We start from the raw sequence: 24,441 nt of genomic DNA, 5'->3' as shown, positions 1-24,441 counted from the left end.
GGAGAGAGGGACCCCCATGGACCTGCAACACTGGCTCGGCCGAGCCACCCACGCGATACAGGACTGGGCCGACACCTTCGGCCCCTACCAGCCGCACCCGGCGCTCCAGGTCGACGACGGCCGCTTCGCCACAGCCTTCGAGGACTTCACCGCGAGACTGCGGGACAACTACCCCTTCTTCCACCCGCACTACGCGGGACAGATGCTCAAGCCCCCGCACCCCGCCGCGGTGGTCGGCTACCTCACCGCCATGCTGATCAACCCCAACAACCACGCTCTGGACGGCGGCCCCGCCACGGCCCGGATGGAACGCGAGGCCGTTGCTCAGCTGGCCGCCATGTTCGGCTACGACACCCACCTCGGCCACCTCACCACCAGCGGCACGATCGCCAACCTCGAGGCCCTCTTCGTCGCCCGCGAACTCCATCCCGGCCGCGGTGTCGCGTACAGCGCGGACGCCCACTACACCCACGGCCGTATGTGCCGTGTGCTGGGGATGGAGGGACACGCGGTCCCCACGGACGACCGGGGACGCATGGACCTCGACGCACTGGAGGACCTGCTGCGCAGCGGGCGGGTGGGCACGGTCGTGCTGACTGCCGGAACCACCGGGCTGGGGGTCGTCGACCCGATCCACGAGGCCCTGATCCTCAAAGAGCGTTACGGCGTCCGGTTCCACGTCGACGCCGCCTACGGCGGCTTCTTCACCCTGCTGGCCGGCGCCGAGGGCCCCGAGGGACTCGCTCCTGAGCCCTGGCGGGCGATCGCCCGATGCGACTCGGTCGTCGTCGACCCGCACAAACACGGGCTCCAGCCCTACGGCTGCGGCGCCGTGCTCTTCCGCGACCCGGAGGTGGGGCGCTTCTACCTCCACGACTCGCCCTACACGTACTTCACCTCCACGGACCTCCACCTCGGCGAGATCAGCCTGGAATGCTCACGAGCCGGTGCCTCGGCCGCCGCGCTCTGGCTCACCTTCCGGCTCCTCCCGCCCACCGCCGACGGCCTGGGCCGGGTGCTGGCGGCGGGCCGCCGGGCCGCCCTGAACTGGGCACAACTGATCACCACCTCCGACCACCTGGAGCTCTACCAGCAGCCGGAACTGGACATCGTCAGCTACTTCCCCGTGGTCGACCCCGCCACCCTGAGCGGCATCGACAGGGCCTCCGCCCGTATCCTGACGGACGGCATGACGAGCCCCGACCCGGTGTTCCTGAGCACCCTGCGCGCCGACAGCGAGGCGTTCGCCGCACGCCACCCCAAAGTCACCACGGACGCCGACGGCGCTCGCATCCTCCGCAGCGTGCTGATGAAGCCGGAATCCGAGCACCACGTGGAGCACCTCCACCAGCAGGTCGAACGGCTCGCCGGACAACGGCCACCACTGGCGAGGTGACGCTCGCCGCCGACCCCGCAAGCAGACGCCCGGGTCCGCCACGGTCGGCGGATCCGGGCGTTGCGAGGTGCCGCATCAGACTGGGGCCGGGCCGCTTCCGAGCCCGTCGTCACCTGAGATACGCGGCCAGCGGGAGCCCCTGTCGGCGTACGTCACCGGCGACGAGCCCGGCGACCTGCTGCGCGCCGTAGGTTTCGAAGTGGGTGCGGTCGTCGCAGAAGAAGGCGCCCACGGGCCCCGATCCGAAGTCGCCGTTGTGCGGGCAGAAGCGCAGACTGTTGTAACGCGAGACGCTGAGCGTCTGCAGGTCGATGACCGGCGCTCCGGTCGCGGAGCCGGCGGCGAAGGTCTGGGAGACGAAGCCGCGGTTCTTGGTCGCCGTGCTGCCGGAGCAGGTGATGGCTGCCACCGGGGTGAGCAGCACCGGGTGTGCGCCCCGGGCCAGGGCAGCCTGCGCCATCATGGTCATCAGCTGTTGGTACCGGGCCGGGCCGACGTGGCGTGGGCAGGTCGAGGAGGAGTCGTTGATGCCGAACTGGATGAACAGGTAGTCGCCTGCCTTCATCCCGGTGCTCGCGTTCAGCATCGCCTGCCAGCGTGACGAGTACGTGTTGGACGTGAGGCGGCACTCGCCGTCGGAGCCCTTGGTGCTGCTCACGTTCCCTTCGTACAGCCAGGTCTGGATGCTGCGGCCTCCCACGGCTTGGTTCCTGACCGTCACGTCGCTGTTGAACAGGGCGTCGAACTGGCTGCCCCAGCCGACCGGGCAACGAGCCGAGCCCGGGTTGGCCATGGTGGAGTCGCCGGCCAGCCACACCGTGACCGGCGCGGCCGCCGCTCGTGCGGCCGGGGCCTCGGCGCGGGAGGCGCCGGTGCAGTTCGCCGCGACGCTGTCGGCAGCCGAGACGGTGCTGACGCCGAGGCTCGACAAGGCGATCACCAGTGCGGTCGTGACGAGTATCCGAAGTTTCTTCATCAGTCCATCAGGTCCTTCCCACAGACGGGCTCCACCGGGCGTCGGTCAGCGCAGGTACGCGGCCAGGGGCAGGCGCTGTTCCCGGATGCTCTGGAGCACCAGCCCGCCCATCTGCGTCGCGCCGTACTGCGAGAAGTGGGTGTTGTCCGTGACACCGTCGACGGAGGAGCGCAGGAAGAGCTGCGCGGAGGCGGACGGGCCGAGGGACTCCACCAGCGTCTTGCTCTTGGTGGTCAGGTCGATCACCGGCACGTTCTGCGCCGCGCCGAGCGAGCGCATCTCGGCGGGCAGGTTCACGCCCACGCCGTTGACGTGCAGCGCCGTTGGCGTGAGCCGGTTGCCGTTGAACTGCCGGCGGACCGGCGGGGTCACCAGGACCGGGACGCCGCCCTTCGCACGGACCTGCGTGATCATGGACGTGAGGTTGCTCCGGAAGGCGGACGCGCTGGTCTGTTTGTCGTTGTGGCCGAACTGGATGAAGACCGCGTCGTTCGCCCTGACCTTCGACAGCAGGGCCGGGAAGAGCGCCGAGTTGCTCCGGAAGCTGCCTGAACTCTCCCCGGAGTCGGCGTAGTTGGCGACAACCGCGCCGGGACGCACGGCACTCGTGATCATCTGGCCCCACCCGGTGTACGGGGCGATCAGCTGGTCGCACACGGTCGAGTCACCGGCCAGGTAGGCGACCATCGGCTGGGTCGCCGGCTTCACCGAGACGGCCGAGACCTGAGGGTTGGAGCCCGTGAACCGGATGTCCAGACCGGGGTTACCGTTGCCGCCCTGACCGGTCGGCTGCCCCTCCGGCTGCCGCACGTTGACCGTGAACGAGTACGTGGCGACGGCACCGGCCGCCGTCTTCGTCGCCGGAAGCATCAGCCGCCGGGCCTCCACCCACATCTCGGTCTGCCCGTCGGAGGCGCCGCCACCGACGGAGACCGTCACGTCGTAGTTGCCGGGTGAGACCGCGTAGTGACACTTGACCGGCGCGGTGCCGGAACAACCGGCCGGCAGAGCCCGCGCGGCGGCATCGGCATGCGCCGCACCGGTGCCGACCAGCATCGCGAGGGTCAGCAGGCCCGCTGCGCCCAGCCGGACCCCATGACCTCCGGAACGCGTTAATGACATGCTCATTACAATCGCCAATCCCATCCTTGACCGAGTCGATACCGGGTTGAGTTCGACGGCCCGTCATTCAGGCCTGGGTGAAGCCGTTCATGATGACGGTGGGCCGCCGCGTGGAGGAGTTCCAGGTTGTAGCCGGTGAACAAGGACATGCACTCCGGCTCCCAGGAGAAGGAGGCGTTTCGCGCCGATACGGCGAAGCCGCTCATACTGAGGGCGCCGTTGCGCACCTAGGCCGCGGCGGGTCTCACAGCGAGCCAGCCCTCCCCCGCCCCTGATCGTCCGCCCATGCGGTGGAGCATGGGCGGCCGATCGAGGCGAGGTTCAGGGCGTGTAGACGGTGGGCCGTGGAGCCGCCGACATCCCGTTGCCGATGAAGAAGCTCGGGTGCGGGGGCTGGTTGTACGCCGTGTTCTGCCAGGCCAGGGCCGTGCGGTACTGGGTGTCGTGGAGCAGGGTCGTGATGCGGGTGTTCGTCTGGTGCGGTGTGGAGTAGATCCGCAGGGCCCTGTTGTCCGACGTCGGCCAGATGACCTCTTCACGCCAATCGCCGAGGATGTCTCCGGAAAGGGACGGCGTGGCCTTGGTGCCGTTGTTGGAGTGGACGCCGGAGCCGGTCAGCAGGCGGGTGTCGCCGGAGGTGCCGTACTTGTCGATGCGGGTGCCGTCGAGGAGTTCACGGACGGGGTCGCCGTCCCACCAGCTGACGAAGTTCATGCTGGACGGCTCCCGGCCCAGGGAGGCGCCGGTCGCCGAGCGCAGGGTGGTGTCGGTGGCCGACCATGCCTCGGCACCGGGGCTGCCGGCGTGGACGTCGGCGGCGACTCCGCGGCCGTTGTCCGAGCCGGAGGCCGTACGCCACAGGATCTGGCCGGTGCGCGCGTCGGCCATCCACGAGCCGGGCTGGCTGGAGCTTTCCGAGACCTTGAAGTACTCCAGGCCGGCGCGGGAGGGGTTGAGGTCGCCGACGTGACCGGCGTCGCCGTGGCCCAGCCTGGTGGTCCACAGTCCGTTGCCGTTGTCGTCCACGGTCATCGCGCCGTAGACGATCTCGTCCTTGCCGTCCGCGTCGACATCCGCGACGGACAGGCTGTGGTTGCCCTGGCCGTCGTAGCCCTTGCCGCTGTTGGTGGAGGAGGCGGTGTCGAAGGTCCAGCGGCGGGTGAAGGCACCGTTTCGCCAGTCCCAGGCGGCGATGACGCTGCGGGTGTAGTAGCCGCGCGCCATGATCAGGGATGGGCGGGAGCCGTCGAGGTAGGCCGTGCCCGCCAGGAAGCGGTCGGCGCGGTTGCCGTAGTTGTCGCCCCAGGAGGAGACGCTGCCGCGGGCCGGGACGTAGTCGACGCTCTGCATCGCCTTGCCCGTCTGCCCGTTGAACATGGTCAGGTACTCGGGGCCGGAGAGCACGTAGCCGCTGGAGTTGCGGTGGTCGGCCGACGAGCTGCCGATGACCGCGCCGGTGCCGTCCCTCGTGCCGTCGGCGGTCTTCATGGCGACCTCGGCCTTGCCGTCGCCGTCGTAGTCGTACACCTGGAACTGCGTGTAGTGCGCGCCGGAGCGGATGTTGCGGCCCAGGTCGATGCGCCACAGCCGGGTGCCGTCGAGCTTGATGCCGTCGACGACGGTGTTGCCGGTGTAGCCGGACTGGGCGTTGTCCTTGGCGTTGGTGGGATACCACTTCAGGACCAGGTCGAGCCTGCCGTCGCCGTCCAGGTCGCCGAGACTGGCGTCGTTGGCCTCGTAGGTGTACGCCGAGTTGCCCGGAGCGGTGCCTCCGGCCGGCGGCGAGATCGGTACGTCCAGGTAACCTGACCGGAACTGCAACGCGCGCTCGGAAGGGGCCTGCTCGGTGCCGTTCACCACCGGGCGCACCGTGTAGTCGGCGGAGTCCTGGGCGCCGGAGTCGAAGTAGTTCGTGGAGCCGGTGATCGGCGAGGAGTTGAGCTTGGTGGCGCCGCGGTAGACGTTGAACGCCACGTCGTTCGGGTCGGTGGCCAGCCAGCGCCACGACACCAGGTTCCCGCTGCTGGTGTGGACACTGGTCAGTCCCCGGTCGAGGCGCTCCACCTGTCGCGCGGTCGCGGCCTCCGCGGTCTGGGGCAGCACGGTGAGCGCGGAGGCGGCCAGCGCGACGGCGGCGGCGAGAACGCCTGCCACGCGGCCGCCCGAGGCTCGGCGCATTCTTCGTGGACGCGGCGCCGTGCGGGGGCACGGGTGAGAGTCGGTCACAGTGACCTCCGGTGTGGGGGATGTGCATGCCTAGTGGTGGATCACGGGGTGGTGGCCGACGGGATGCCACCCGTGCGGGGGGATCCGCGTTTCGTGGTCATAAAGCTCCATGCCCTCCACCCGATGTGGGGTCCGGGAACGGGGGTCAGTTATCGGCGATGACTGTGCCGGGGTGGACTGTGCCGGACAGACCCGGGAGTCCGCGCAGAAAGAATCAGTACCTCCTGGCAGGTCCCGTGCCGCCATCCGCTGTGGGACGGCACGAGCGAAGCGCCCGTCGTGGAGCCGGCGACCGAGCGCCTCGCTGTCCGCGTTCGAGGACGATCAGGGGAGGGCCGTCGTGCACGCCGCCGCATGACACGATCATGACAGTCCTGTCTGTCTGACGGCCCTGACGTGCGGGAACGTCACGCCGGGCGTGCGGAGCGGTTGCTCCTCAGCCCAGCACGGATTCCCACCTGGTGTTGGACCCGGCCGCGTCAGCCGGGAGACGGTCCCGTGCGGCGGTGTCGCCGTACATGGTCCAGCGGGCCCAGTCGACGACGGTCCTCGGGAAGCGCTGGTCGCTCCAGAAGCTGGTGTGGCTGCCACCGACGAAGGTGAGGAACGCCTTGGGCCAGGCAATCTCCTTGTACGCCTGCCGGGCCGAGGAGTACTGCGTGGTCGAGTCCCGGTCGCCGTGCACGAACAGGACCTTGGCGGAGACCGAACTGGACGGGTTGCCCATGTCCACGCAGGACTGGGGGTTGGCGGAGATGATCCGGCGGTCGGGCCACGAGGTCAGCAGACCGTGGGTCACCATGCCGCCCAGGGAGTGGCCCGAGACGCCGACGCCGATGCCGGTGTTGATGTGCCCGGCCAGCGGACCGCTCGCGTTGAGCGCGAGGGTGTTGGTGAGGATCTGCGAGACGTCCTTGGAGGTGTTGCCGTTGTTGACGTCATTGAAGTTGTGGGTGAAGTGCGGGGCGGGGACGACGAAGCCCGCCGAGGCCAGGGCCCGGATGATGAACAGGGAGTTCTGCGGGCTGCTTCCGTAGCCGTGGGTGAAGTTGTAGACGGGGAAGACACCGCCTGCGACCGGGGCGTTCGTCACCGGGTTGCCGCCGGGGGTACCGGTGGCCGGGTAGTAGACGTAGGTGGTGCACGGGCGGCTGCCGCGGGTCCAGTTGTACCGGCGCACGCCGACCGCGAACGGCGTGGTGGGGGCGCCCTGCGGCTTGACGAGGGCGCCTGCCTGCCCGGCGCCGAACAGGGATGCGCCCACGCCCGCCGCTCCGGCCGCGCTCAGGGCCAGGAAGGTGCGCCGTTGCATGCTCATCGATGAACTCCTGTGTGAGTGGGGGGTTGCTCGTGGGGGAAGGTGCGGGTTTCGCGGCCCGGTCGCTTCACTGGTGAGGAAGCGTCAAGTGAGGTAGCGGGGGGATGGGTGCGGCTTCCGCTGAACACGCACGGTGCGGTGGCGGCCGCCGAACACCGACCGGCCGTAACTCACGCATGAAGTGCCTCCTGTCACCACTGATGCGGAGGAACAAAAGCCCGAGGCGGCGAGAAGCGATGCATGCGGTCTGCTCTCTGCGGCCACATGACTGTGAACGCTCCCACACCGTTTCGAATAACAGAAAGAGTCACCATCGGACTCTCATCTGTCAATCTCTGCGACCCAAATCCCTCTGAACTCAGGGTCGGACCGCCGGGCCGTCAGCCGTCGCTGTGACCGATACCAGCACTCATGCCGACGATCGTGTGAGTGGCAGCAGGCCGCTCCACCGCCGGATGAAGATCTCGTACTGGGCGGCGATGCGGCACGCCTCTTGAGGGTGATCGGGTGCGGCGACGCCCACTTGACTAACAGTTTGGTGCTCGACCGGGAGGCGGAGTGAAGCATGTTTCGAGCCGCAGACGGACCTCGCCTGCCGACCGTTGCACCCAGATGTCGCCCGGAGTACCCGGACCCGCCCCGGCTCGGGACGACCGTCCGGACACCGGCCCACCGGCGCCGTGCCGTCGGAGTCGTCGCCCGCGCGGCAGCCGTCTTGACAACCTGGGACACAAAAGAAAGTCTGTTGCACATAGAGATGCTGGTTGCTTAATCAGAAACCATGGCATCCACCGTCGTGAGGTTTCGCTCGCGCCTCCCGCCACACCCAAGCGCAGACAAGGGAGCCCGCTCGTGGCCATCTCCGTCTTCGACCTCTTCTCCATCGGCATAGGCCCGTCCAGTTCGCACACGGTCGGCCCCATGCGGGCCGCCCGCATGTTCGCCGGCAGGCTGGAGAAGGAAGATCTGCTCGCGCGGACGGCGTCGGTACGGGCCGAGCTCTTCGGCTCATTGGGGGCCACCGGCCACGGTCACGGCACCCCCAAGGCCGTCCTGCTCGGTCTGGAGGGCAACGAGCCGCACACGGTGGACGTCGGCGTGGCCGAAGGTGACGTCGAGCGGATCAGGACGACGGGAAGGCTGCGTCTGCTGGGCCGCGAGCTCGGTGATGCCCACGAGATCCTCTTCGACACGGAGCGGCAGTTGGTCCTGCACCGCCGCCGTTCCCTGCCGTACCACGCCAACGGCATGAGGCTGTTCGCGTACGACGCCGAGGGGCTGTCCTTGCTGGAGGCCACCTACTACTCGGTCGGGGGCGGGTTCGTCGTCGACGAGGAGGCCGCCGGCGCGGACCGGGTCAAGGTCGACGACACGGTGGTGAAGTACCCGTTCGGCAGCGGCGACGAGTTGCTGCGCCTGACCCGGGAGACGGGTCTGTCGATCTCGGCGCTGATGCTGGAGAACGAGCTGGCCTGGCGGACCGACGAGGAGATCCGCGCGGGACTGCTGGAGATCTGGCGCGTGATGCGGGAGTGCGTGGCACGCGGCCTGTCCTGTGAGGGGATCCTGCCGGGCGGGCTCAGGGTCCGCCGCCGTTCCACCGCCGTGGCCAAGGCGCTGCGGGCCGAGGGCGCCCCGGCGGGGCGGGCGTTGGAGTGGGTGACCCTCTACGCCATGGCGGTCAACGAGGAGAACGCGGCCGGCGGCCGGGTGGTCACCGCTCCGACGAACGGCGCGGCCGGCATCATCCCGGCAGTCCTGCACTACTACGTCAACTTCGTGCACGGAGCCGACGACGACGCCGTGGTCCGGTTTCTGCTGGCGGCCGGCGCCATCGGCCTGCTGTTCAAGGAGAACGCCTCGATCTCGGGCGCCGAGGTCGGCTGCCAGGGCGAGGTCGGCGCCGCCTGCTCCATGGCCGCGGGCGGCCTCGCGGAGGTACTCGGCGGCTCGCCCGAACAGGTGGAGAACGCCGCCGAGATCGGCATGGAACACAACCTCGGCCTGACCTGCGACCCTGTCGGCGGCCTCGTGCAGATCCCGTGCATCGAGCGCAACGGCATGGCGGCGGTCAAAGCCGTCACCGCGGCCCGGATGGCCCTGCGGGGCGACGGCCGCCACCACGTCTCCCTGGACAAGGTCATCAAGACCATGAAGGAGACGGGCGCCGACATGAAGGTCAAGTACAAGGAGACGGCCCGCGGCGGGCTCGCGGTCAACGTCATCGAGTGCTGACGACGCGGCAGCCTGGATCTGGGGAGTCATGCGTGGGACGGGTCACCGAGCGACGGCGCGTACTGCGCATCCGGGACGGGGCGGTGGGCAGCCGGCCGGACACACTGGTGGCGGAGGAGCCGCTGGAGATCCGGCTCAACGGCAAGCCACTCGCGATCACCATGCGCACGCCCGGCGACGACTTCGCGCTGGCGGCCGGGTTCCTGGTGAGCGAGGGCGTCCTCGGCCGGGCCGAGGAGCTGGCGAACATCGTGTACTGCGCGGGCGCGAAAGCTGGGGGCACCTCCCGCTCGAGCGGAGTCGAGAGTGGGGGAGGCTCGAACACGTACAACGTCGTCGACGTGCGGCTCGCGCCCGGCGTGGCGGTGCCGGACATCTCGCTCGAGCGGAACGTGTACACCACCTCCTCGTGCGGTCTGTGCGGCAAGGCGAGCCTGGACGCCGTGCGGACCACCGCCCGTTGGCCGATCGCCGACACTCCCCCGGTCCGGGTCGCTCCCGGTCTGCTGGCCGCCCTTCCCGACCGGCTGCGGGCCGCGCAGCGGGTGTTCGACCGCACCGGGGGTCTGCACGCCGCGGGGCTTTTCTCGGCGGACGGGGAGCTGCTGGATCTGCGTGAGGACGTGGGCCGTCACAACGCGGTCGACAAACTGATCGGCCGCGCGCTGCGGTCCGGCGCGCTGCCGCTGTCCCGGACCGTCCTGCTGGTCTCCGGCCGCGCGTCCTTCGAGCTGGCGCAGAAGGCGGTCATGGCGGGCATCCCGGTGCTGGCCGCGGTCTCCGCGCCCTCCTCCCTGGCGGTGGACCTGGCGGCGGAGACGGGCCTCACGCTCGTCGGTTTCCTGCGCGGCAGCTCCATGAACGTGTACGCCGGCGAGCAGCGCATCGCCCTGGGGCCGCGAGGGGGTCGCCCGGAGTGAGCCGTCGCCGCCCCCGCCGCGTCGCGATGTTCAGCGTGCACACCTCGCCGCTGCACCAGCCGGGCACCGGCGACGCGGGCGGTATGAACGTCTACATCGTCGAACTCGCCAGGTGCCTCGCCGCGATCGGCATCGAGGTGGAGATCTTCACCCGGGCGACCTCGGCGGCGCTGCCACCCACCGTCGAACTCGCCCCCGGCGTGCTGGCGCGGCATGTGGTCGCCGGCCCCTACGAGGGCCTGGCCAAGGAGGAGCTGCCGGCCCGGCTGTGCGACTTCACGCACGGAGTGACGCGGGTCCGGGCCGGGCAGCGCCCCGGGTACTACGACGTCGTGCATTCGCACTACTGGCTGTCCGGCCAGGTCGGCCGGCTCACCGCCGAACGCTGGCGCGTACCGCTCGTGCACGCCATGCACACCATGGCCCTGGTCAAGAACGCGTCCCTCGCCGAGGGCGACACACCCGAACCCGAGTCCCGCGTGCTCGGGGAGACCTGGGTCGTCCGGGGCGCACACCGACTCATCGCCAACACGGCGAAGGAGGCGGACGAGTTGTGCCGCCACTACGACGCCGAACCCGGCAGGGTCGCTGTCGTGCACCCCGGCGTGAACCTGAACCGCTTCCGGCCCGATCCTCGCGGGGGCGAGGCCGGCCGGGCCGCGGCCCGGGCCAGGCTCGGGCTGCCGACGGAGGCACTGATCCCGCTCTTCGCCGGCCGCATCCAGCCCCTCAAGGCTCCGGACATCCTGCTGCGTGCGGTGGCCCGGCTGCTGGTGGAGCGGCCTCGGCTGCGCGAGCGGATCGTCGTGCCGGTCGTGGGCGGGCCGAGCGGCAGTGGCCTGGCCAGGCCGGAGGAGTTGCAGAAGCTCGCCGCCCAGCTCGGCATCGGTGATGTGGTGCTGTTCCGTCCTCCGGTGGGTCAGGCGGAGCTCGCGGACTGGTACCGGGCGGCGACCGTGCTGGTCATGCCGTCATACAGCGAGTCGTTCGGTCTGGTGGCCGCCGAGGCGCAGGCCTGCGGGACGCCGGTGATCGCGGCCGCGGTCGGCGGCCTGCCGGTGGCTGTTCGGACGGAGTGAGCGGCGTCCTGGTGCCGGGGCACAAGCCCGCGGACTACGCGCGGGCGCTGCGCCGCTTCGCCGACGACCCGGCGCTCTCGGCCCGGATGGGCGCGGCCGCCGCCCGGCACGCCGAGTCGTTCGGCTGGGACACGGCCGCCGCGGCCACGGCGGACGTGTACGCGGCGGCGATGCGCGAGCGTGCCTGACCGGTTGAGTCCGGTCGGGCATGAGCGTGCTTGACCGGACTGCCGGTCAGTGCGCCGGTTCCAGCCGGACCACGATGGACTTGGATGTCGGCGTGTTGCTGACCTCCGCGGTGGAGTCCAGCGGTACGAGGACGTTGGTCTCGGGGAAGTAGGCGGCGCAGCAGCCACGCGGGGTGGGGTAGGCGACCGTTCGGAAGGCCGGTGCCCGGCGCTCGACCCCGTCGGAGAACTCGCTGACGATGTCGACCGGATCACCCTCGGTCAGGCCGCGCGCGGCGAGGTCGTCCGGGTGGACGAAGAGCACCCTGCGGCCCTGGTGGATGCCCCGGTAGCGGTCGTCCAGGCCGTAGATGGTGGTGTTGTACTGGTCGTGCGAACGGAGGGTCTGCAGGAGCAGCCGCCCCCGCGGGACGCGCAGCACTTCCAGTGGGTTGACGGTGAAGTTGGCCAGTCCGGTCCTGGTGGGGAAGCGCCTCTCGTCGCGTGGCGGGTGGGGCAGGGCGAAGCCGCCCGGCCGGCGCACCCGGGCGTTGAAGTCCTCAAAGCCGGGGATCACCCGGGCGATCCTGTCCCGGATCAGGTCGTAGTCCGCCTCGAAGTCGGCCCAGGGCACCTGCGGACCACCGCTGTCGAGGGCCGCGTTCGCCATCCGGCAGATGATCGCGACCTCGCTCAGCAAGGCGTCGGAGGCGGGCGCCAGCCGGCCGCGCGAGAGGTGCACCATGCCCATGGAGTCCTCCACCGTCACGCGCTGCTCCCCTGCGGGCCGCAGGTCGGCTTCGGTGCGGCCCAGGCAGGGCAGGATCAGCGCCTGGCGGCCGGTCACCGCGTGGGACCGGTTGGGCTTGGTGGAGATCTGCACCGTGAGCTCGCAGTTGCGCAGAGCTCGTTCGGTGAGTTCGGTGTCCGGAGCGGCGGAGACGAAGTTGCCGCCGAGCGCGACGAAGACCCGTACCTGTCCGTCCCGCATGGCCCGGATGCTCTCCACCGCGTCGTGGCCGTGGTGGCGCGGCGGCACGAACCCGAACTCCGCGCCGAGCGCGTCCAGGAAGGCGGCGTCCGGCTTCTCGTGGATGCCCATGGTCCGGTCGCCCTGGACGTTGGAGTGCCCGCGCACGGGGCACAGGCCGGCGCCCGGGCGTCCGATGTTGCCGCGCAGCAGCAGGAAGTTGACGACCTCGCGGATCGTCGGCACGGAGTGGCGGTGCTGGGTGAGGCCCATGGCCCAGCACACGACGATCTTCCGGGCGGACACCACCTCCTGGAACGCCTCCCGGATCTCCCGCTCCGACAGGCCGGTCGCCTCCAGGACGTCGTCCCACGACGTCTTGCGGGCCTGGTCGGCGAACTCCTCGAAGCCGTGGGTGTGCGCGGCGATGAAGTCACGGTCGAGGACCGTGCCGGGAGCGTCGTCCTCCGCCTCCAGGAGCATGCGGTTGAAGGCCTGGAAGAGAGCCTGGTCGCCGCCGAGCCTGATCTGCAGGAACCGGTCGGAGAGCTGGGTTCCCGCCCCCAGTACGCCGGAGGGCCGCTGGGGGTTCCTGAAACGCGACAGGCCCGCCTCGGGCAGGGGGTTGACCGAGATGACGCGGGCCCCCCTGCCCTTGGCGGTCTCGAGCGCCGAGAGCATCCGGGGGTGGTTGGTACCCGGGTTCTGCCCGACGACGAGGATCAGGTCGGCCTCGTACAGGTCCTCCAGCCGGACGCTGCCCTTGCCGATGCCGATGGTCTCGGTCAGGGCGGAGCCGCTCGACTCGTGGCACATGTTGGAGCAGTCGGGCAGGTTGTTGGTGCCGAGGAGCCGGACGAACAGCTGGTAGACGAAGGCGGCCTCGTTGCTCGCCCGGCCGGAGGTGTAGAAGGCGGCCTGGTCGGGTGAGTCGAGAGCGCCCAGCTCCCGGGCGATGACGGCGAACGCCTCGTCCCAGGAGATCTGCCGGTACCGGTCGCTGCCCGCGGCGCGGTACATGGGGTGGGTGAGGCGGCCCTGCTGGCCGAGCCAGTAGTCGCTGCGTCCGGCCAGCTCCGCCAGGGTGTGCTCGGCGAAGAAGCCGGGGCCGACCCGGCGCAGGGTCGCCTCCTCGGCCACCGCTTTGGCGCCGTTCTCGCAGAACTCGGCACGGTGCCGGTGCTCGGGCTCGGGCCAGGCGCAACCCGGGCAGTCGAATCCCGTCTTCTGGTTGACGCTCAGCAGGGTCAGCAGGCTGCGGCGGACGCCCATCTGGGCGTGGGCGTGGCGCAGCGAGGACATGACCGCGGGAACGCCCGCGGCGTGGTCCTTCGGCGGGCCCACCCGCAGACGGGAGTCACCGGGGTCCTCGGCAGGTGCCTTACGGGTCATCGCCTAGCGCTCCGCGAGGGTCGCGCGGGTGCCGAGGCGGTCCTGGACCCAGTCGTGGAACTCGCCGATGTGGTGCTCGCTGGGCACGAGGACGCCGCCCTTGGCGTACAGCCGGGAGCTCATCGCGGGCTGGCAGCGCTCACAGGCGTCGAAGTCCTGCCGGTTGACGCGGTCGAACAGCTCGACCGACCGGCTGACGTCCCGGCCGCCTGCCACCACGCCCTTCAGGTACAGCCAGTCGCACTCCACGATCGTGCGGTCGACCGCCACAGGGAACATCCGGTGGAAGATCACGTGGTCGGGGACGAGGTTGATGAACACCTGCGGACGCACCGTGATCGCGTAGTACCGGCGGTCCTGCTCCTCGGAGACCGTGGGGATACGGTCCAGGCCCTCCGAGCCGTCCACGGTGAAGCCCTGGACGTCCGAGCCGAACTCGGCGCCGTGTCCCACGTAGAACTGCGCCGCGTAGCCGTCGGCGAACTCCGGGAGGACCTCGGTCAGCTCGGGGTGGATGGTCGCGCAGTGGTAACACTCCATGAAGTTCTCGATGATCAGCTTCCAGTTGGCCTTGACGTCGTAGACGATCCGCCGGCCGACCTCCAGGCTCTCGACGTCGTACCGCTCGATGGACTCCACGTCGCCCAGGCGCGCTACCACGTCCGCGATCACCGACTGCTCGAACGAGGGCGGGTTCTCGGCCAGGCACACCCAGACATAGCCCAGCCACTCGCGTACCGCCACGCTCGCCAGGCCGTACTCGGTGCGGCCGACGTCCGGCATCTTCGTCAGGTTCGGGGCCGCCACGAGCTTGCCGTTGAGGTCGTACGTCCAGGCGTGGTACGGGCACTGGAAGGCCCGCTTCACCTCTCCGGACTCCTGCGTGCACAGCTTCGCGCCCCGGTGTCGGCACACGTTGAAGAAGGCCCGGACGGAGCCGTCCCGCGACCGGGTCAGCAGGACGCTCTCCCGCCCGACGTCCACGGTCCGGAAGGCGCCCGGCTTCGCCAGTTCCGACGAGCGTGCCGCGCAGAACCACATGGACTCAAAGATGTGTTCCTGCTCCAGGCGGAAGATCTCCGGGTCCGTGTAGTGGTCACCGGGGAGGGTCGCGATCAGGCTCTCCGGCAGGCCGGTCGTAGTCATGGTTCACCTCGGAGTGAAGCGCCTCGGGCGGGCGAGTGGTTGCCTCATGTGCAACGAGCTTCTTGCTACGCAACTCACGGTGCAGTCCACCCGAAGCACTGTCAAGCCCTTGACCCCAGACCGTCACAGCCTGGACCATGTTGCGTATCAGCCAGCCTGTTGCGTAATACGCACTTCCTCTGGGAGGGCTCCGTGTCACTTGGACCCACAACCGGCCGCGAGTTCGTCCTCACCCTGTCGTGCCCCGACCGCTCGGGCCTCGTCCATGCGGTCACGGGCTTCCTGGTCCGGCACTCCGGCAACATCCAGGAGAGCCAGCAGTTCGACGACCGGCTGCAGGACCGCTTCTTCATGCGGGTGCACTTCGACGTCTCGGACCCGGGCACGTCGCTGGAAAGCCTGAGGTCCGGCTTCGCCCAGGTCGCGGAGGCGTACCGGATCTCCTGGCAGCTGTACGAGGCGTCGACGCCGACGCGCACGCTGATCATGGTGTCGAGGTTCGGGCACTGCCTGAACGACCTGCTCTTTCGCTGGCGCACCGGCGCGTTGAACATCGAGGTGCCGGCGATCGTCTCCAACCACCGGGACTTCGAGCCGCTCGCCGAGAGCTACGGGATCCCCTTCCACCACGTGCCCGTCACCCGGGAGACGAAGCCGGAGGCGGAGGCGCGGCTGCTGGAGCTCGTCGACGAGCTGGACATCGACCTGGTGGTCCTCGCCCGCTACATGCAGATCCTGTCGAACGACCTGTGCAAGCAGCTCGAGGGCCGGGCGATCAACATCCACCACTCGTTCCTGCCGAGCTTCAAGGGCGCCCGCCCCTACGTCCAGGCCTATGAGCGGGGCGTCAAGCTCGTCGGAGCGACAGCCCACTACGTCACCCCGGACCTCGACGAGGGACCCATCATCGAGCAGGACGTCATCCGTGTGAACCACTCACAGGGGCCCGACAGCATGGTCGCCCTGGGACGCGACGTCGAGGCGCAGGTCCTGGCACGGGCGGTGGAATGGCACAGCCAGAGCCGCATCATGGTCAACGGCAACCGTACGGTCGTCTTCCGCTGAGGAAAATGAGCTCCACCCCTCACACCTGTTGACCATTTCACCTAGGGTTTCGCCATGAGCAACCACGGTGCTGAGTCCGCAGGCGCTCCCAGTGGCGGAGTGCAGTCCGTTGACCGTGCTGTCGCCGTGCTGGAGATCCTCGCCCAGCAGGGCGAGGCGGGCGTGAGTGAAGTGGCCGCGGCGATCGATGTCCACAAGTCCACCGCCTTCCGTCTGCTCGGCGCGCTGGAAGCGCATGGGATGGTCGAGCAGGAGAGCGAACGCGGAAAGTACCGTCTCGGCTTCGGTGTCGTGCGCCTGGCCGGCGCCGTGACGGGCCGCATCGCCGTCACCAGACACGGGCGCGGGATCTGCGAGCGTCTCGTCGACGATGTGGGCGAGACGCTGAACATCGCCGTGCTCGAGTCCCACCACGCGATCAACCTCTACCAGGTACGCGGCTCGTCGGCCATCGCCGCGCAGAACTGGGTGGGACGGCTGACTCCACTGCACTGCACGTCGAGCGGCAAGGTCCTCCTGGCCCACCTCGACCGCGAGGCCCGCGACGAGCTCCTCGCCGAGGTCGGCCTCCCCCGTCTGACACCGCGCACGGTAACCTCCAGGAAGAAGCTGGAGGCGGACCTGTCCCAAACCCGTGAGCAGGGCTACGCCATCACGCTGGAGGAATACGAGGAGGGCCTCAACGCCCTGTCCGCTCCCGTGCGTTCCGACGAAGGCGAGGTCGTCGCCGCTCTCAGCGCGTCGGGGCCGGCCTTCCGGCTGACCGAGGAGCGCATGCACGAACTCGCGCCGCTGCTGGTCTCGGGAGCGGACGAGCTCAGCCGCCGTCTCGGCTATGCGGGCTGAGACCCGCAAGGCCCGACTCGGTCGCTGCCCAGGACAGGGCCCTCATGGCAAGCGGCGGTCGGTGATCCGGTGTCCGGATCACCGACCGCCGCTTGCACGCTGCCCGCGTCAGCCCGTCCACTCCACAGCCGCGTCCAGCAGCCAGTCCGTCAGGTAGCCGGCGAAGGACGAACGGACCAGCACCCAGAACCCGGCCCTGGGGTCGTCACGGGCGACCAGGACGACCTGGGTGCGGCCCAGGTTCGTCTGGGCGCAGCGACCCGGGCCGAAGACCCGCGGGTGAAGATCCAGCGAGCAGCCGTGGGCCAGCACGTCGCGGGCCCGGGGACCCGCGACGAGGAGCGTGGTGCGCTGAGCCGAGACATCGATGACGGACACGGGCTCGTCGCCCGCGGCCTCACGGATCCGGCTCTCCAGGTCCAGTTGAGTGCCCGGCGGGCCCACCACGAGCCATTCGTCGGGGCCGAGCCACAGGGCGGTCAGCTCCCCGGCGCGGACGACGGTGTCGGGTTCGACGGGGAGCCGGAGGCCCAGTGCCAGCCCCACGGCGTCCGCCGCCGCTCCCTTGGGGTCGAGACGCACATCGATCTGGGTCAGGAAGGGCAGTTCCGCCAGCCGGATCGCGCCCCCGGAGGTGCGGGTCGCGGCAGCCAGCCGGTCGGCGGCATGCGACAGGGGGCTGCGGAGCGGGGTGGTAACGGCGGTGTCAGCCATCGCGGCGGGCTCCCTCGGGGTCGTAGAGGACGGGGCTCGCGACGGTCACCGGGACCAGCCGGTCGCCCACGGGGGCATAGAGTCGCTCACCGATGCGGTCCCGGCCGCCCTTGACGAGCGCGAGGGCGAAGGTCCGGCCGAGGGCCGCGCTGCGGTAGCTGGACGTGACGTGGCCGAGCATCGGGACGGGCGGCGCCGGCAGCACACTGACGGCGACCAGGTGCGTGCCTTCGGGGAGGAACGTGCCCGGGTCCTCCGGAAGCAGCCCGACCAGGTGCTTGCGGTCGGCGCGGGCGGTGCCGGCACGGGCGTGGGACCGCTTGCCGATGAAGTCCCGCTTCTTCTTCGACACCACCCAGCTCATGCCGAGGTCCTGCGGCGTCACGGTGCCGTCGGTGTCCTGGCCGACGATCGGATAGCCCTTCTCCGCGCGCAGGACGTGCATGGCCTCCGTGCCGTACGGGGTGATGCCGTACGGGGCGCCGGCCTCGTACAGCGCCTCCCACAGGGCGAGAGCCTCCCACGGTGACACGTTGATCTCATAGGCGAGTTCGCCGGAGAAGCTGATCCGGCAGACTCGCGCGTCGATGCCGGCGACGGTCGTCTCGCGCCACGCCATGAACGGGAAGTCCTCGTTCGCGACGGCGAGTCGGGGCGCGAGCGAGCCGAGGACCTCGCGGGAGCGCGGGCCGACCAGGGCGACGGTGGCCCACTGCTCGGTCACCGATACGCAGTGAACACGCAGTTCGGGCCACTCCGTCTGGAGCCACTCCTCCATCCAGTCCAGCACGGCGGCGGCGTTGCCCGTCGTGGTGGTGACCAGGTAGCGGTCCTGTTCGAGGCGGATCACCGTGCCGTCGTCGAAGACCATTCCGTCCGGGCGGCACATCACGCCGTAGCGGATCATGCCGACCTTCAGGGTGCTCATCATGTTGGTGTAGAGCAGGTCGAGGAAGACGCCGGCGTCCGGGCCCTGGACGTCGATCTTGCCGAGGGTGGAGGCGTCCATGAAGGCGACGCCCTCACGGGCGGCGGCGCACTCGCGCAGCACGGCCGTCTCCATGTCCTCGCCGTCCTGCGGGTAGTACCAGGGCCGCTTCCACTGGCCGACGTTCTCGAAGAGGGCGCCGTGCGCGACATGCCACCCGTGCAGGGCGGTGGTGCGGATCGGGTCGAGCAGGGCGCCACGGTCGCGGCCGGCGAGAGCGGCGAAGGAGACCGGGGTGTACGGCGGCCGGAAGGTGGTGGTGCCGAGCGCGGAGATGTCCACGCCGAGCAGTTCGGCGACGACGCCGCTGGCCAGGACGCCGGAGGTCTTGCCCTGGTCGTTCGCCGTGCCGGCCGTGGTGTAGCGCTTGGTGTGCTCGACGGAGCGCATGCCGGCACCGGTCGCCCGGGCCAGGTCGTCGACGGTGACGTCGCGTTGCAGGTCGACGAAGCGCGGGGCGCCTTCCCGGCCCGGGACGGTGAAGACCCGCATGGGAGGCGTCTGCGGCGGCGGGGCCGCCCGTGGCAGCTGGACCTCCCCCGGGGTGTAGCCCTCGGCCTCGATCGCGCGGGCGCCCGCGGCGGCCCCCTGGGCGAGAACGCGCACCAGGTCGAAGACGCCGCTCGCGCCGCCCGCGACCTCGACGGCCTGGCGGCAGGTGTCGGGAAGGAAGGTGCCGAGTTCCTCGTCGTAGCGGAGCTTGCCTCCCGCCTGGCTGAACAGGTGCGCCACCGGGTTCCAGCCGCCGGAGACCAGGAGCAGGTCGGCGGCGAACTCCCGATGTGCCACGGACTGTCCGTACGGGGCGACGGTCACGGAGGTGAGCCGGGGGTCGCCTTCCGTGGCGGTGACGGCGTGTCCCGTCAGCACCTCGATGCCTGCCTGGCGGGCGCGCGTCGCCCACTCCCCCGGCTCGGTGCGGGTGTCGACGACGGCCTCGATGGCCACGCCCGCCGCCGCGAGGTCCAGGGCCGCCGCGTAGGCGCTGTCGTTGGTGGTGAAGACCACCGCGTGGCGGCCGGGCAGGACCGCGTACTTGTTGACGTAGGTGCGGGCCGAGGCGGCCAGCATCACGCCGGGGCGGTCGTTGTCCGCGAAGGCCAGCGAGCGTTCGTGGGCGCCGGTGGCGAGGACGACGCGGCGGGCGCGGATGCGCCAGACGCGTTCGCGGGAGACGTTCTCGGGGGCCTGTGCGCCGAGGTGGTTCGTGCGGCGCTCCACGGCGAGGAGGTGGTTGTCGTCGTAGTAGCCGAAGACGGTGGTGCGGCGCAGGACATGGACGTCGGGTGCGGCGTCGAGCCGGGCGGTCGTCTCGGTCGCCCAGTCGAGGTGTTCGCCGGTGCCGAGGAGGCTGCCGCCGGGTTCCGGCTGGTCGTCGGCGAGGATGACGCGGGCACCTGATCGGGCGGCGGCTTCCGCTGCCGCGAGTCCGGCCGGGCCCGCGCCCACGACGAGGAGGTCGCAGTGGGTGTGTACGGCGTCGTAGCGGGCCGGGTCCGGGTCGGTGGCGAGGCGGCCCTGGCCGGGGAGGCTGGTCGCGACGAGGCCGTCGTAGAGCTCGACGGTGGTGGCGGGGAGCATGGGCTCGGGGAAGGGGGCCTCGATCTGGATGACGGCGTTGGGCTCCTCCGCGCCGGCCGAGAAGATGCCCCGCGGGCGGCCCAGCTTGATGCTGGTGCCGGTCTGGATCACGCCGTTGGCGAGGAGGGCGGACGCGAGGGTGTCGCCCTCGTAGCCCTGGTATTCGGTGCCGTCGAAGGTGAAGGTGATCAGGGTGTCGCGGTGGATTCGGCCGCGGGTGGGGTGGCGGAACGGCTGGGTTTCCTCGCCCCCGCCGCCCCTACCCTCCCCCACGCTCTCGGCTTCGCTCGAGCAGGGGGGACCCCCATCATCCTGAAGGGGCTCCGCCCCTTCGACTCCACTGGGGGCTGTGCCCCCGGACCCCCGCGGGGGCTTCGCCCCCTGCACCCCCACCGGGGCTGCCGCCCCGGACCCCGCTTCGGCCTGAACGGCCTCGTCCTCAAGCGCCGGAGGGGCTGGTGGTGCCGGAGTCGGCTGAAAAGTGGCCGGACGCGCGTCGAGAGTACTCCTACGTGGTCCAACCGTTTCCGGGCGCTCCTCCCCCGCCCGATAAACCGTCAGGATCTCGTTCGTGGACGTGTCCCGCACCGCGTTGAACCAGCGACGGCAGCCCGCCGCATGGCTCCAGCGCTCGGCGAAGGGGCCCCTCGGGTTGTCGCGGAAGAAGAGGTAGCGGGCCCACTCCTCGTCGGTGAGGGAGGACGGGTCCTGCGGGTACGGCACATGGGCCTGGCCGCCGTAGTGGAACTCGGCCTCGTCGCGGGGCCCGCACCACGGGCAGGGGATCAGCAGCATGGGTCGGCTCCCTGATGGTCCTAGTGGGCGACCGCGGCCGCGCCGTGCTCGTCGACGAGCGCGCCGGTGGTGAAACGGTCGAGCGAGAAGGGGGCGTTCAGCGGATGCGGTGTGTCGTGGGCGATGGTGTGGGCGTAGACCCAGCCCACGCCCGGGGTGGCCTTGAAACCGCCGGTTCCCCAGCCGCAGTTGAGGTAGAGGTTGTCGACCGGGCTGAGGCCGATGATCGGTGAGGCGTCGGGGCTGACGTCGACGATGCCGCCCCAGGTGCGCAGGACGTGGGCGCGGGCGAAGACCGGGAAGAGCTCCAGGGCCGCCGACATCTGCTCTTCGATGATGTGGAAGGCGCCGCGCTGGGTGTAGGAGTTGTACGCGTCGATGCCCGCGCCCATCACCAGCTCGCCCTTGTGGGCCTGGCTGACGTACACGTGGACCGCGTTGGACATGACGACCGTCGGGTGCACCGGCTCCAGCAGCTCCGACACCAGGGCCTGCAGGGGGTGGCTCTGGACGGGGAGTTCGACGCCCGCCATGGCCGCCAGGACCGAGGTGTGGCCCGCCGAGCAGAGCGCGACCTTGCCCGCCGCGATCGGGCCGCGGGTGGTCTGGACTCCCACCACCCGGTTGCCGACGACGTCGAGGCCGGTGACCTCGCAGTTCTGGATGATGTCGATCCCGGCGGCGTCGGCGGAGCGGGCCAGGCCCCACGCCACGTGGTCGTGCTTGGCGATGCCCGCGCGCGGCTGGTAAGTCGCGCCCAGGACCGGATAGCGCACGTCGGGGGAGATGTTGACGATCGGGCAGACTTCCTTGACGCCGTCCGCGTCGAGCCACTCGGCGTCCACGCCGTTGAGGCGGTTGGCCTCGACGCGGCGCACGCTGTCGCGGACGTCCTGGAGGCTGTGGGCGAGGTTCAGTACGCCACGCTGGGAGAAGAGGATCGGGTAGTCGAGCTCGTCCGCCAGTCCCTCCCACAGCTTGAGCGCGTGCTCGTAGATGCCGGCGCTCTCGTCCCACAGGTAGTTGGAGCGGATGATCGTGGTGTTGCGGGCCATGTTGCCGCCCGCCAGCCAGCCCTTCTCCAGCACGGCGACGTTGGTGATGCCGTGGTTCTTCGCCAGGTAGTGGGCGGTGGCCAGACCGTGGCCCCCGCCGCCCACGACGACGACGTCGTACGAGCGTTTCGGCTCGGGGTTGCGCCAGAGCCAGTCGGGGTGTTCGGGGAGCTCGGCGCCGGGGGTGCGGGGGCTCATCGGGCGTCTCCGTCTTCGGACAGGTGGGGGTAGAGCGGGTGCTTGGCGGCCAGGGCCTCCGTGCGGGCGCGCAGGACGGGCACGTCCGGCTGCGGCTGGAGGGCGAGTGCGATCACGTCCGCGACCTCGGCGAAGTCCGTCTCGGTGAAGCCGCGGGTGGCCAGGGCCGGGGTTCCGATGCGCAGGCCCGAGGTGACCATGGGCGGGCGCGGGTCGAAGGGCACGGCGTTGCGGTTGACGGTGATGCCGATCTCGTGGAGCAAATCCTCGGCCTTCCGGCCGTCGAGCGCCGAGTCGCGCAGGTCGACCAGGACCAGGTGGACGTCCGTGCCTCCGGTCAGGACCTTCACCCCGGCCGCCGCCGCGTCGGGCCGGGTGAGCCGTTCGGCGAGGATGCGGGAACCGGCGAGCGTGCGGGCCTGGCGTTCGGCGAACTCCGGTGACGCGGCGACCTTGAACGACACCGCCTTCGCGGCGATGACGTGCTCCAGGGGGCCGCCCTGCATACCGGGGAACACCGCAGAGTTGATCTTCTTGGCGAGGTCGGCCTCGTTGGTGAGGATGACGCCGCCGCGCGGGCCGCCGAGTGTCTTGTGGGTCGTGGTGGTCGTGACGTGGGCGTGCGGTACGGGGCTGGGGTGCAGGCCCGCCGCCACCAGTCCCGCGAAGTGCGCCATGTCGACCATGAGCAGGGCGCCCACCTCGTCGGCGATCCGGCGGAAGGCCGCGAAGTCGAGCTGCCTCGGATACGCCGACCAGCCCGCGATGATCATCTTGGGGCGGTGCTCCTTGGCGAGCTGCTCGACCTCGTCCATGTCGACGAGGTTGTCCGCCTCGGACACGTGGTACGGCACCACGTTGAGCATCTTGCCGCTGTAATTGAGGCGCATGCCGTGGGTGAGGTGCCCGCCGTGCGCGAGGTCGAGACCGAGGACCGTGTCGCCCGGCTGGAGCAGGGCGAAGAAGACGGCGGTGTTCGCCTGGGCGCCCGAGTGCGGCTGCACGTTGGCGAAGCCCGCGCCGAAGAGGGACTTGATCCGCTCGATGGCCAGCCGTTCGGTGACGTCGACGTGCTCGCAGCCACCGTAGTAGCGGCGGCCCGGATAACCCTCGGCGTACTTGTTGGTCGCGACCGAGCCCTGGGCCTCCATCACGGCGGAGGGCGCGAAGTTCTCGGAGGCGATCATCTCCAGGGTGGACTGCTGGCGGTGCAGTTCGGCGCGGAGCGCGGCGTGGACCTCGGGGTCCAGCTCCGCCAGGGGGGTGTTCAGCGCGTTCATACGGTGTTCGCGTTCCTCTCGGCGGCCTCGACGACATTGGCGAGCAGCATGGCCCGGGTCATGGGACCCACGCCCCCGGGCATCGGCGCCAGCCATCCGGCGACCTGGGCGGCGTCCGGGTGGATGTCACCCACCAGTCCTTGGCCGGTGCGGGTGATGCCGACATCGAGGACGGCCGCGCCGGGGCGCAGCATGTCCTTGGTGATCAGTCCGGGCGAGCCGGCGGCCGCGACGACGATGTCCGCCTCGCGTACGTGCCAGGCCAGGCCCTTGGTGCCGGTGTGGCAGAGGGTGACGGTGGCGTTCTCGGACCTGCGGGTGAGGAGGAGTCCGATGGGCCGTCCGACGGTGATGCCCCGGCCGATCACGCACACCCGCGCTCCGGCGAGGGGCACGTCGTGGCGGCGGAGCAGTTCGACGATGCCGCGCGGGGTGCACGGCAGCGGGGCCTCGACTCCGAGGACGAGCCGGCCGAGGTTGACGGGGTGCAGTCCGTCGGCGTCCTTGGCCGGGTCCATGCGTTCCAGTACGGCGCCCGCGTCGAGGTGGCGCGGCAGCGGGAGCTGGACGATGTAGCCGGTGCAGGCAGGGTCGGCGTTGAGTTCGTCGATCGTCTCCTCGACCTGCTGCTGCGAGGCGTCGGCGGGCAGCTCCCGGCGGATGGACGCGATGCCCACCTGGGCGCAGTCGCGGTGCTTGCCTCCGACGTAGGCGTGGCTGCCGGGGTCGTCGCCGACCAGGACGGTGCCCAGGCCCGGTGCACGGCCCGTGGTGACGGTCAACTTGGCCACGCGCTCGGCGAGTTCGCGGCGGATGGTGGCGGCAGTGGCCTTGCCGTCAAGGATGTGTGCAGTCACCTGGAGTTCCTTCCAACGAGCTGTGGCTGAACGCCCCCTCAAGGGGCGCGGGGCTGTGTCGGTCAGCGGCTCCGCCGCGGGGCGCGACCAGCCACAACGAAGCCGCAGACGAAAA

Annotated in this window: 16 protein-coding genes and 1 pseudogene; 6 read left to right on the top strand and 11 right to left on the bottom strand. The window is 70.4% G+C overall.

What is annotated here, in order from left to right; translation table 11 throughout:
• Nucleotides 1-16: 16 nt before the first annotated feature.
• A complete protein-coding gene (locus HDA41_RS37440; RefSeq protein WP_184992024.1) occupies nt 17-1,396 on the top strand; it encodes a pyridoxal phosphate-dependent decarboxylase family protein in 1,380 nt (459 codons plus the stop codon).
• A gap of 109 nt (nt 1,397-1,505) precedes the next feature.
• Here the strand turns inward: HDA41_RS37440 and HDA41_RS37435 are convergent, their stop codons facing one another.
• The 4 genes from HDA41_RS37435 to HDA41_RS37420 all read right to left on the bottom strand — a co-directional run bounded on the left by HDA41_RS37435 (nt 1,506) and on the right by HDA41_RS37420 (nt 7,038).
• Nucleotides 1,506-2,372, bottom strand: coding sequence for a GDSL-type esterase/lipase family protein (locus tag HDA41_RS37435; protein WP_184992022.1), 867 nt, complete (start codon nt 2,370-2,372; stop codon nt 1,506-1,508).
• A 45-nt stretch (nt 2,373-2,417) separates the two neighbouring features.
• Nucleotides 2,418-3,494 (bottom strand): rhamnogalacturonan acetylesterase, encoded by a 1,077-nt coding sequence (locus tag HDA41_RS37430; RefSeq protein WP_184992020.1) that lies wholly within the window; start codon nt 3,492-3,494, stop codon nt 2,418-2,420.
• A gap of 321 nt (nt 3,495-3,815) precedes the next feature.
• Nucleotides 3,816-5,672 carry a rhamnogalacturonan lyase gene (locus tag HDA41_RS37425; RefSeq protein ID WP_184992019.1) on the bottom strand — a complete coding sequence of 619 codons (1,857 nt, stop codon included), beginning with the start codon at nt 5,670-5,672 and terminating at the stop codon, nt 3,816-3,818.
• A 484-nt stretch (nt 5,673-6,156) separates the two neighbouring features.
• Entirely contained in the window at nt 6,157-7,038 is an 882-nt protein-coding gene (locus tag HDA41_RS37420; protein WP_184992017.1) for an alpha/beta hydrolase family protein, read from the bottom strand.
• An 852-nt stretch (nt 7,039-7,890) separates the two neighbouring features.
• Here HDA41_RS37420 and HDA41_RS37415 point away from each other — a divergent pair.
• The 3 genes and pseudogenes from HDA41_RS37415 to mshA all read left to right on the top strand — a co-directional run bounded on the left by HDA41_RS37415 (nt 7,891) and on the right by mshA (nt 11,460).
• Entirely contained in the window at nt 7,891-9,273 is a 1,383-nt protein-coding gene (locus HDA41_RS37415) for an L-serine ammonia-lyase (protein WP_184992015.1), read from the top strand.
• Nucleotides 9,274-9,305: 32 nt separating this feature from the next.
• The gene (gene fdhD / locus HDA41_RS37410) at nt 9,306-10,193 is read left to right on the top strand and encodes a formate dehydrogenase accessory sulfurtransferase FdhD (RefSeq protein WP_184992013.1); all 888 of its coding nucleotides are present in this window, start codon (nt 9,306-9,308) and stop codon (nt 10,191-10,193) included.
• Nucleotides 10,190-11,460 (top strand): annotated as a pseudogene (gene mshA / locus HDA41_RS37405) (D-inositol-3-phosphate glycosyltransferase). The gene fdhD and the pseudogene mshA overlap by 4 nt, the downstream one beginning before the upstream one ends.
• Before the next feature lie 46 nt (nt 11,461-11,506).
• Here mshA and HDA41_RS37400 read toward each other — a convergent pair.
• The gene (locus HDA41_RS37400; protein WP_184992011.1) at nt 11,507-13,801 is read right to left on the bottom strand and encodes an FdhF/YdeP family oxidoreductase; all 2,295 of its coding nucleotides are present in this window, start codon (nt 13,799-13,801) and stop codon (nt 11,507-11,509) included.
• Between the two features lie 3 nt (nt 13,802-13,804).
• Nucleotides 13,805-14,947, bottom strand: a complete 1,143-nt coding sequence (locus HDA41_RS37395) for an aromatic ring-hydroxylating oxygenase subunit alpha (RefSeq protein ID WP_184992009.1) — start codon at nt 14,945-14,947, stop codon at nt 13,805-13,807.
• A gap of 192 nt (nt 14,948-15,139) precedes the next feature.
• Here HDA41_RS37395 and purU point away from each other — a divergent pair, with 192 nt between their 5' ends.
• Together purU and HDA41_RS37385 are read left to right on the top strand one after the other, a co-directional pair.
• The gene (gene purU, locus HDA41_RS37390) at nt 15,140-16,012 is read left to right on the top strand and encodes a formyltetrahydrofolate deformylase (protein ID WP_184992007.1); all 873 of its coding nucleotides are present in this window, start codon (nt 15,140-15,142) and stop codon (nt 16,010-16,012) included.
• 54 nt (nt 16,013-16,066) lie between these two features.
• On the top strand, nt 16,067-16,858 hold the full coding sequence (locus HDA41_RS37385) for an IclR family transcriptional regulator (protein WP_184992005.1): 792 nt from the start codon (nt 16,067-16,069) through the stop codon (nt 16,856-16,858).
• 108 nt (nt 16,859-16,966) lie between these two features.
• Here HDA41_RS37385 and HDA41_RS37380 read toward each other — a convergent pair whose 3' ends face one another.
• From HDA41_RS37380 to HDA41_RS37360, 5 genes are read right to left on the bottom strand one after another with little or no spacing between them, the layout of a single operon-like run.
• On the bottom strand, nt 16,967-17,572 hold the full coding sequence (locus HDA41_RS37380; RefSeq protein WP_184992003.1) for a sarcosine oxidase subunit gamma: 606 nt from the start codon (nt 17,570-17,572) through the stop codon (nt 16,967-16,969).
• On the bottom strand, nt 17,565-20,936 hold the full coding sequence (locus tag HDA41_RS37375; protein WP_184992001.1) for a sarcosine oxidase subunit alpha family protein: 3,372 nt from the start codon (nt 20,934-20,936) through the stop codon (nt 17,565-17,567). Before HDA41_RS37375 ends, HDA41_RS37380 begins: the two co-directional genes overlap by 8 nt.
• A 20-nt stretch (nt 20,937-20,956) precedes the next feature.
• Nucleotides 20,957-22,189 (bottom strand): sarcosine oxidase subunit beta family protein, encoded by a 1,233-nt coding sequence (locus tag HDA41_RS37370; RefSeq protein WP_184991999.1) that lies wholly within the window; start codon nt 22,187-22,189, stop codon nt 20,957-20,959.
• Nucleotides 22,186-23,469: a serine hydroxymethyltransferase gene (gene glyA, locus HDA41_RS37365; protein ID WP_221511690.1), complete on the bottom strand. Its 1,284-nt coding sequence runs from the start codon at nt 23,467-23,469 to the stop codon at nt 22,186-22,188. Before glyA ends, HDA41_RS37370 begins: the two co-directional genes overlap by 4 nt.
• Entirely contained in the window at nt 23,466-24,326 is an 861-nt protein-coding gene (locus tag HDA41_RS37360; protein ID WP_184991997.1) for a bifunctional methylenetetrahydrofolate dehydrogenase/methenyltetrahydrofolate cyclohydrolase, read from the bottom strand. Before HDA41_RS37360 ends, glyA begins: the two co-directional genes overlap by 4 nt.
• Between the last annotated feature and the right edge of the window lie 115 nt (nt 24,327-24,441).

Origin of the sequence: Streptomyces caelestis (genome assembly GCF_014205255.1) — a bacterium.
Classification (GTDB): Bacteria; Actinomycetota; Actinomycetes; order Streptomycetales; family Streptomycetaceae; genus Streptomyces; species Streptomyces caelestis.
Note: the sequence above shows the minus strand (reverse complement) of the source record. Positions and strands in the feature narration are given on the sequence as shown.

Coding starts and splice junctions, on each gene's coding strand:
- HDA41_RS37420 (WP_184992017.1), bottom strand. CDS start 7,038: ATGAGCATGCAACGGCGCACCTTCCTGGCCCTGAGCGCGGCCGGAGCG.
- HDA41_RS37395 (WP_184992009.1), bottom strand. CDS start 14,947: ATGACTACGACCGGCCTGCCGGAGAGCCTGATCGCGACCCTCCCCGGT.
- HDA41_RS37400 (WP_184992011.1), bottom strand. CDS start 13,801: ATGACCCGTAAGGCACCTGCCGAGGACCCCGGTGACTCCCGTCTGCGG.
- HDA41_RS37435 (WP_184992022.1), bottom strand. CDS start 2,372: ATGAAGAAACTTCGGATACTCGTCACGACCGCACTGGTGATCGCCTTG.
- HDA41_RS37385 (WP_184992005.1), top strand. CDS start 16,067: ATGAGCAACCACGGTGCTGAGTCCGCAGGCGCTCCCAGTGGCGGAGTG.
- HDA41_RS37370 (WP_184991999.1), bottom strand. CDS start 22,189: ATGAGCCCCCGCACCCCCGGCGCCGAGCTCCCCGAACACCCCGACTGG.
- HDA41_RS37430 (WP_184992020.1), bottom strand. CDS start 3,494: ATGTCATTAACGCGTTCCGGAGGTCATGGGGTCCGGCTGGGCGCAGCG.
- HDA41_RS37425 (WP_184992019.1), bottom strand. CDS start 5,672: ATGCGCCGAGCCTCGGGCGGCCGCGTGGCAGGCGTTCTCGCCGCCGCC.
- glyA (WP_221511690.1), bottom strand. CDS start 23,469: ATGAACGCGCTGAACACCCCCCTGGCGGAGCTGGACCCCGAGGTCCAC.
- HDA41_RS37380 (WP_184992003.1), bottom strand. CDS start 17,572: ATGGCTGACACCGCCGTTACCACCCCGCTCCGCAGCCCCCTGTCGCAT.
- HDA41_RS37375 (WP_184992001.1), bottom strand. CDS start 20,936: ATGCTGCTGATCCCCTGCCCGTGGTGCGGGCCCCGCGACGAGGCCGAG.
- HDA41_RS37440 (WP_184992024.1), top strand. CDS start 17: ATGGACCTGCAACACTGGCTCGGCCGAGCCACCCACGCGATACAGGAC.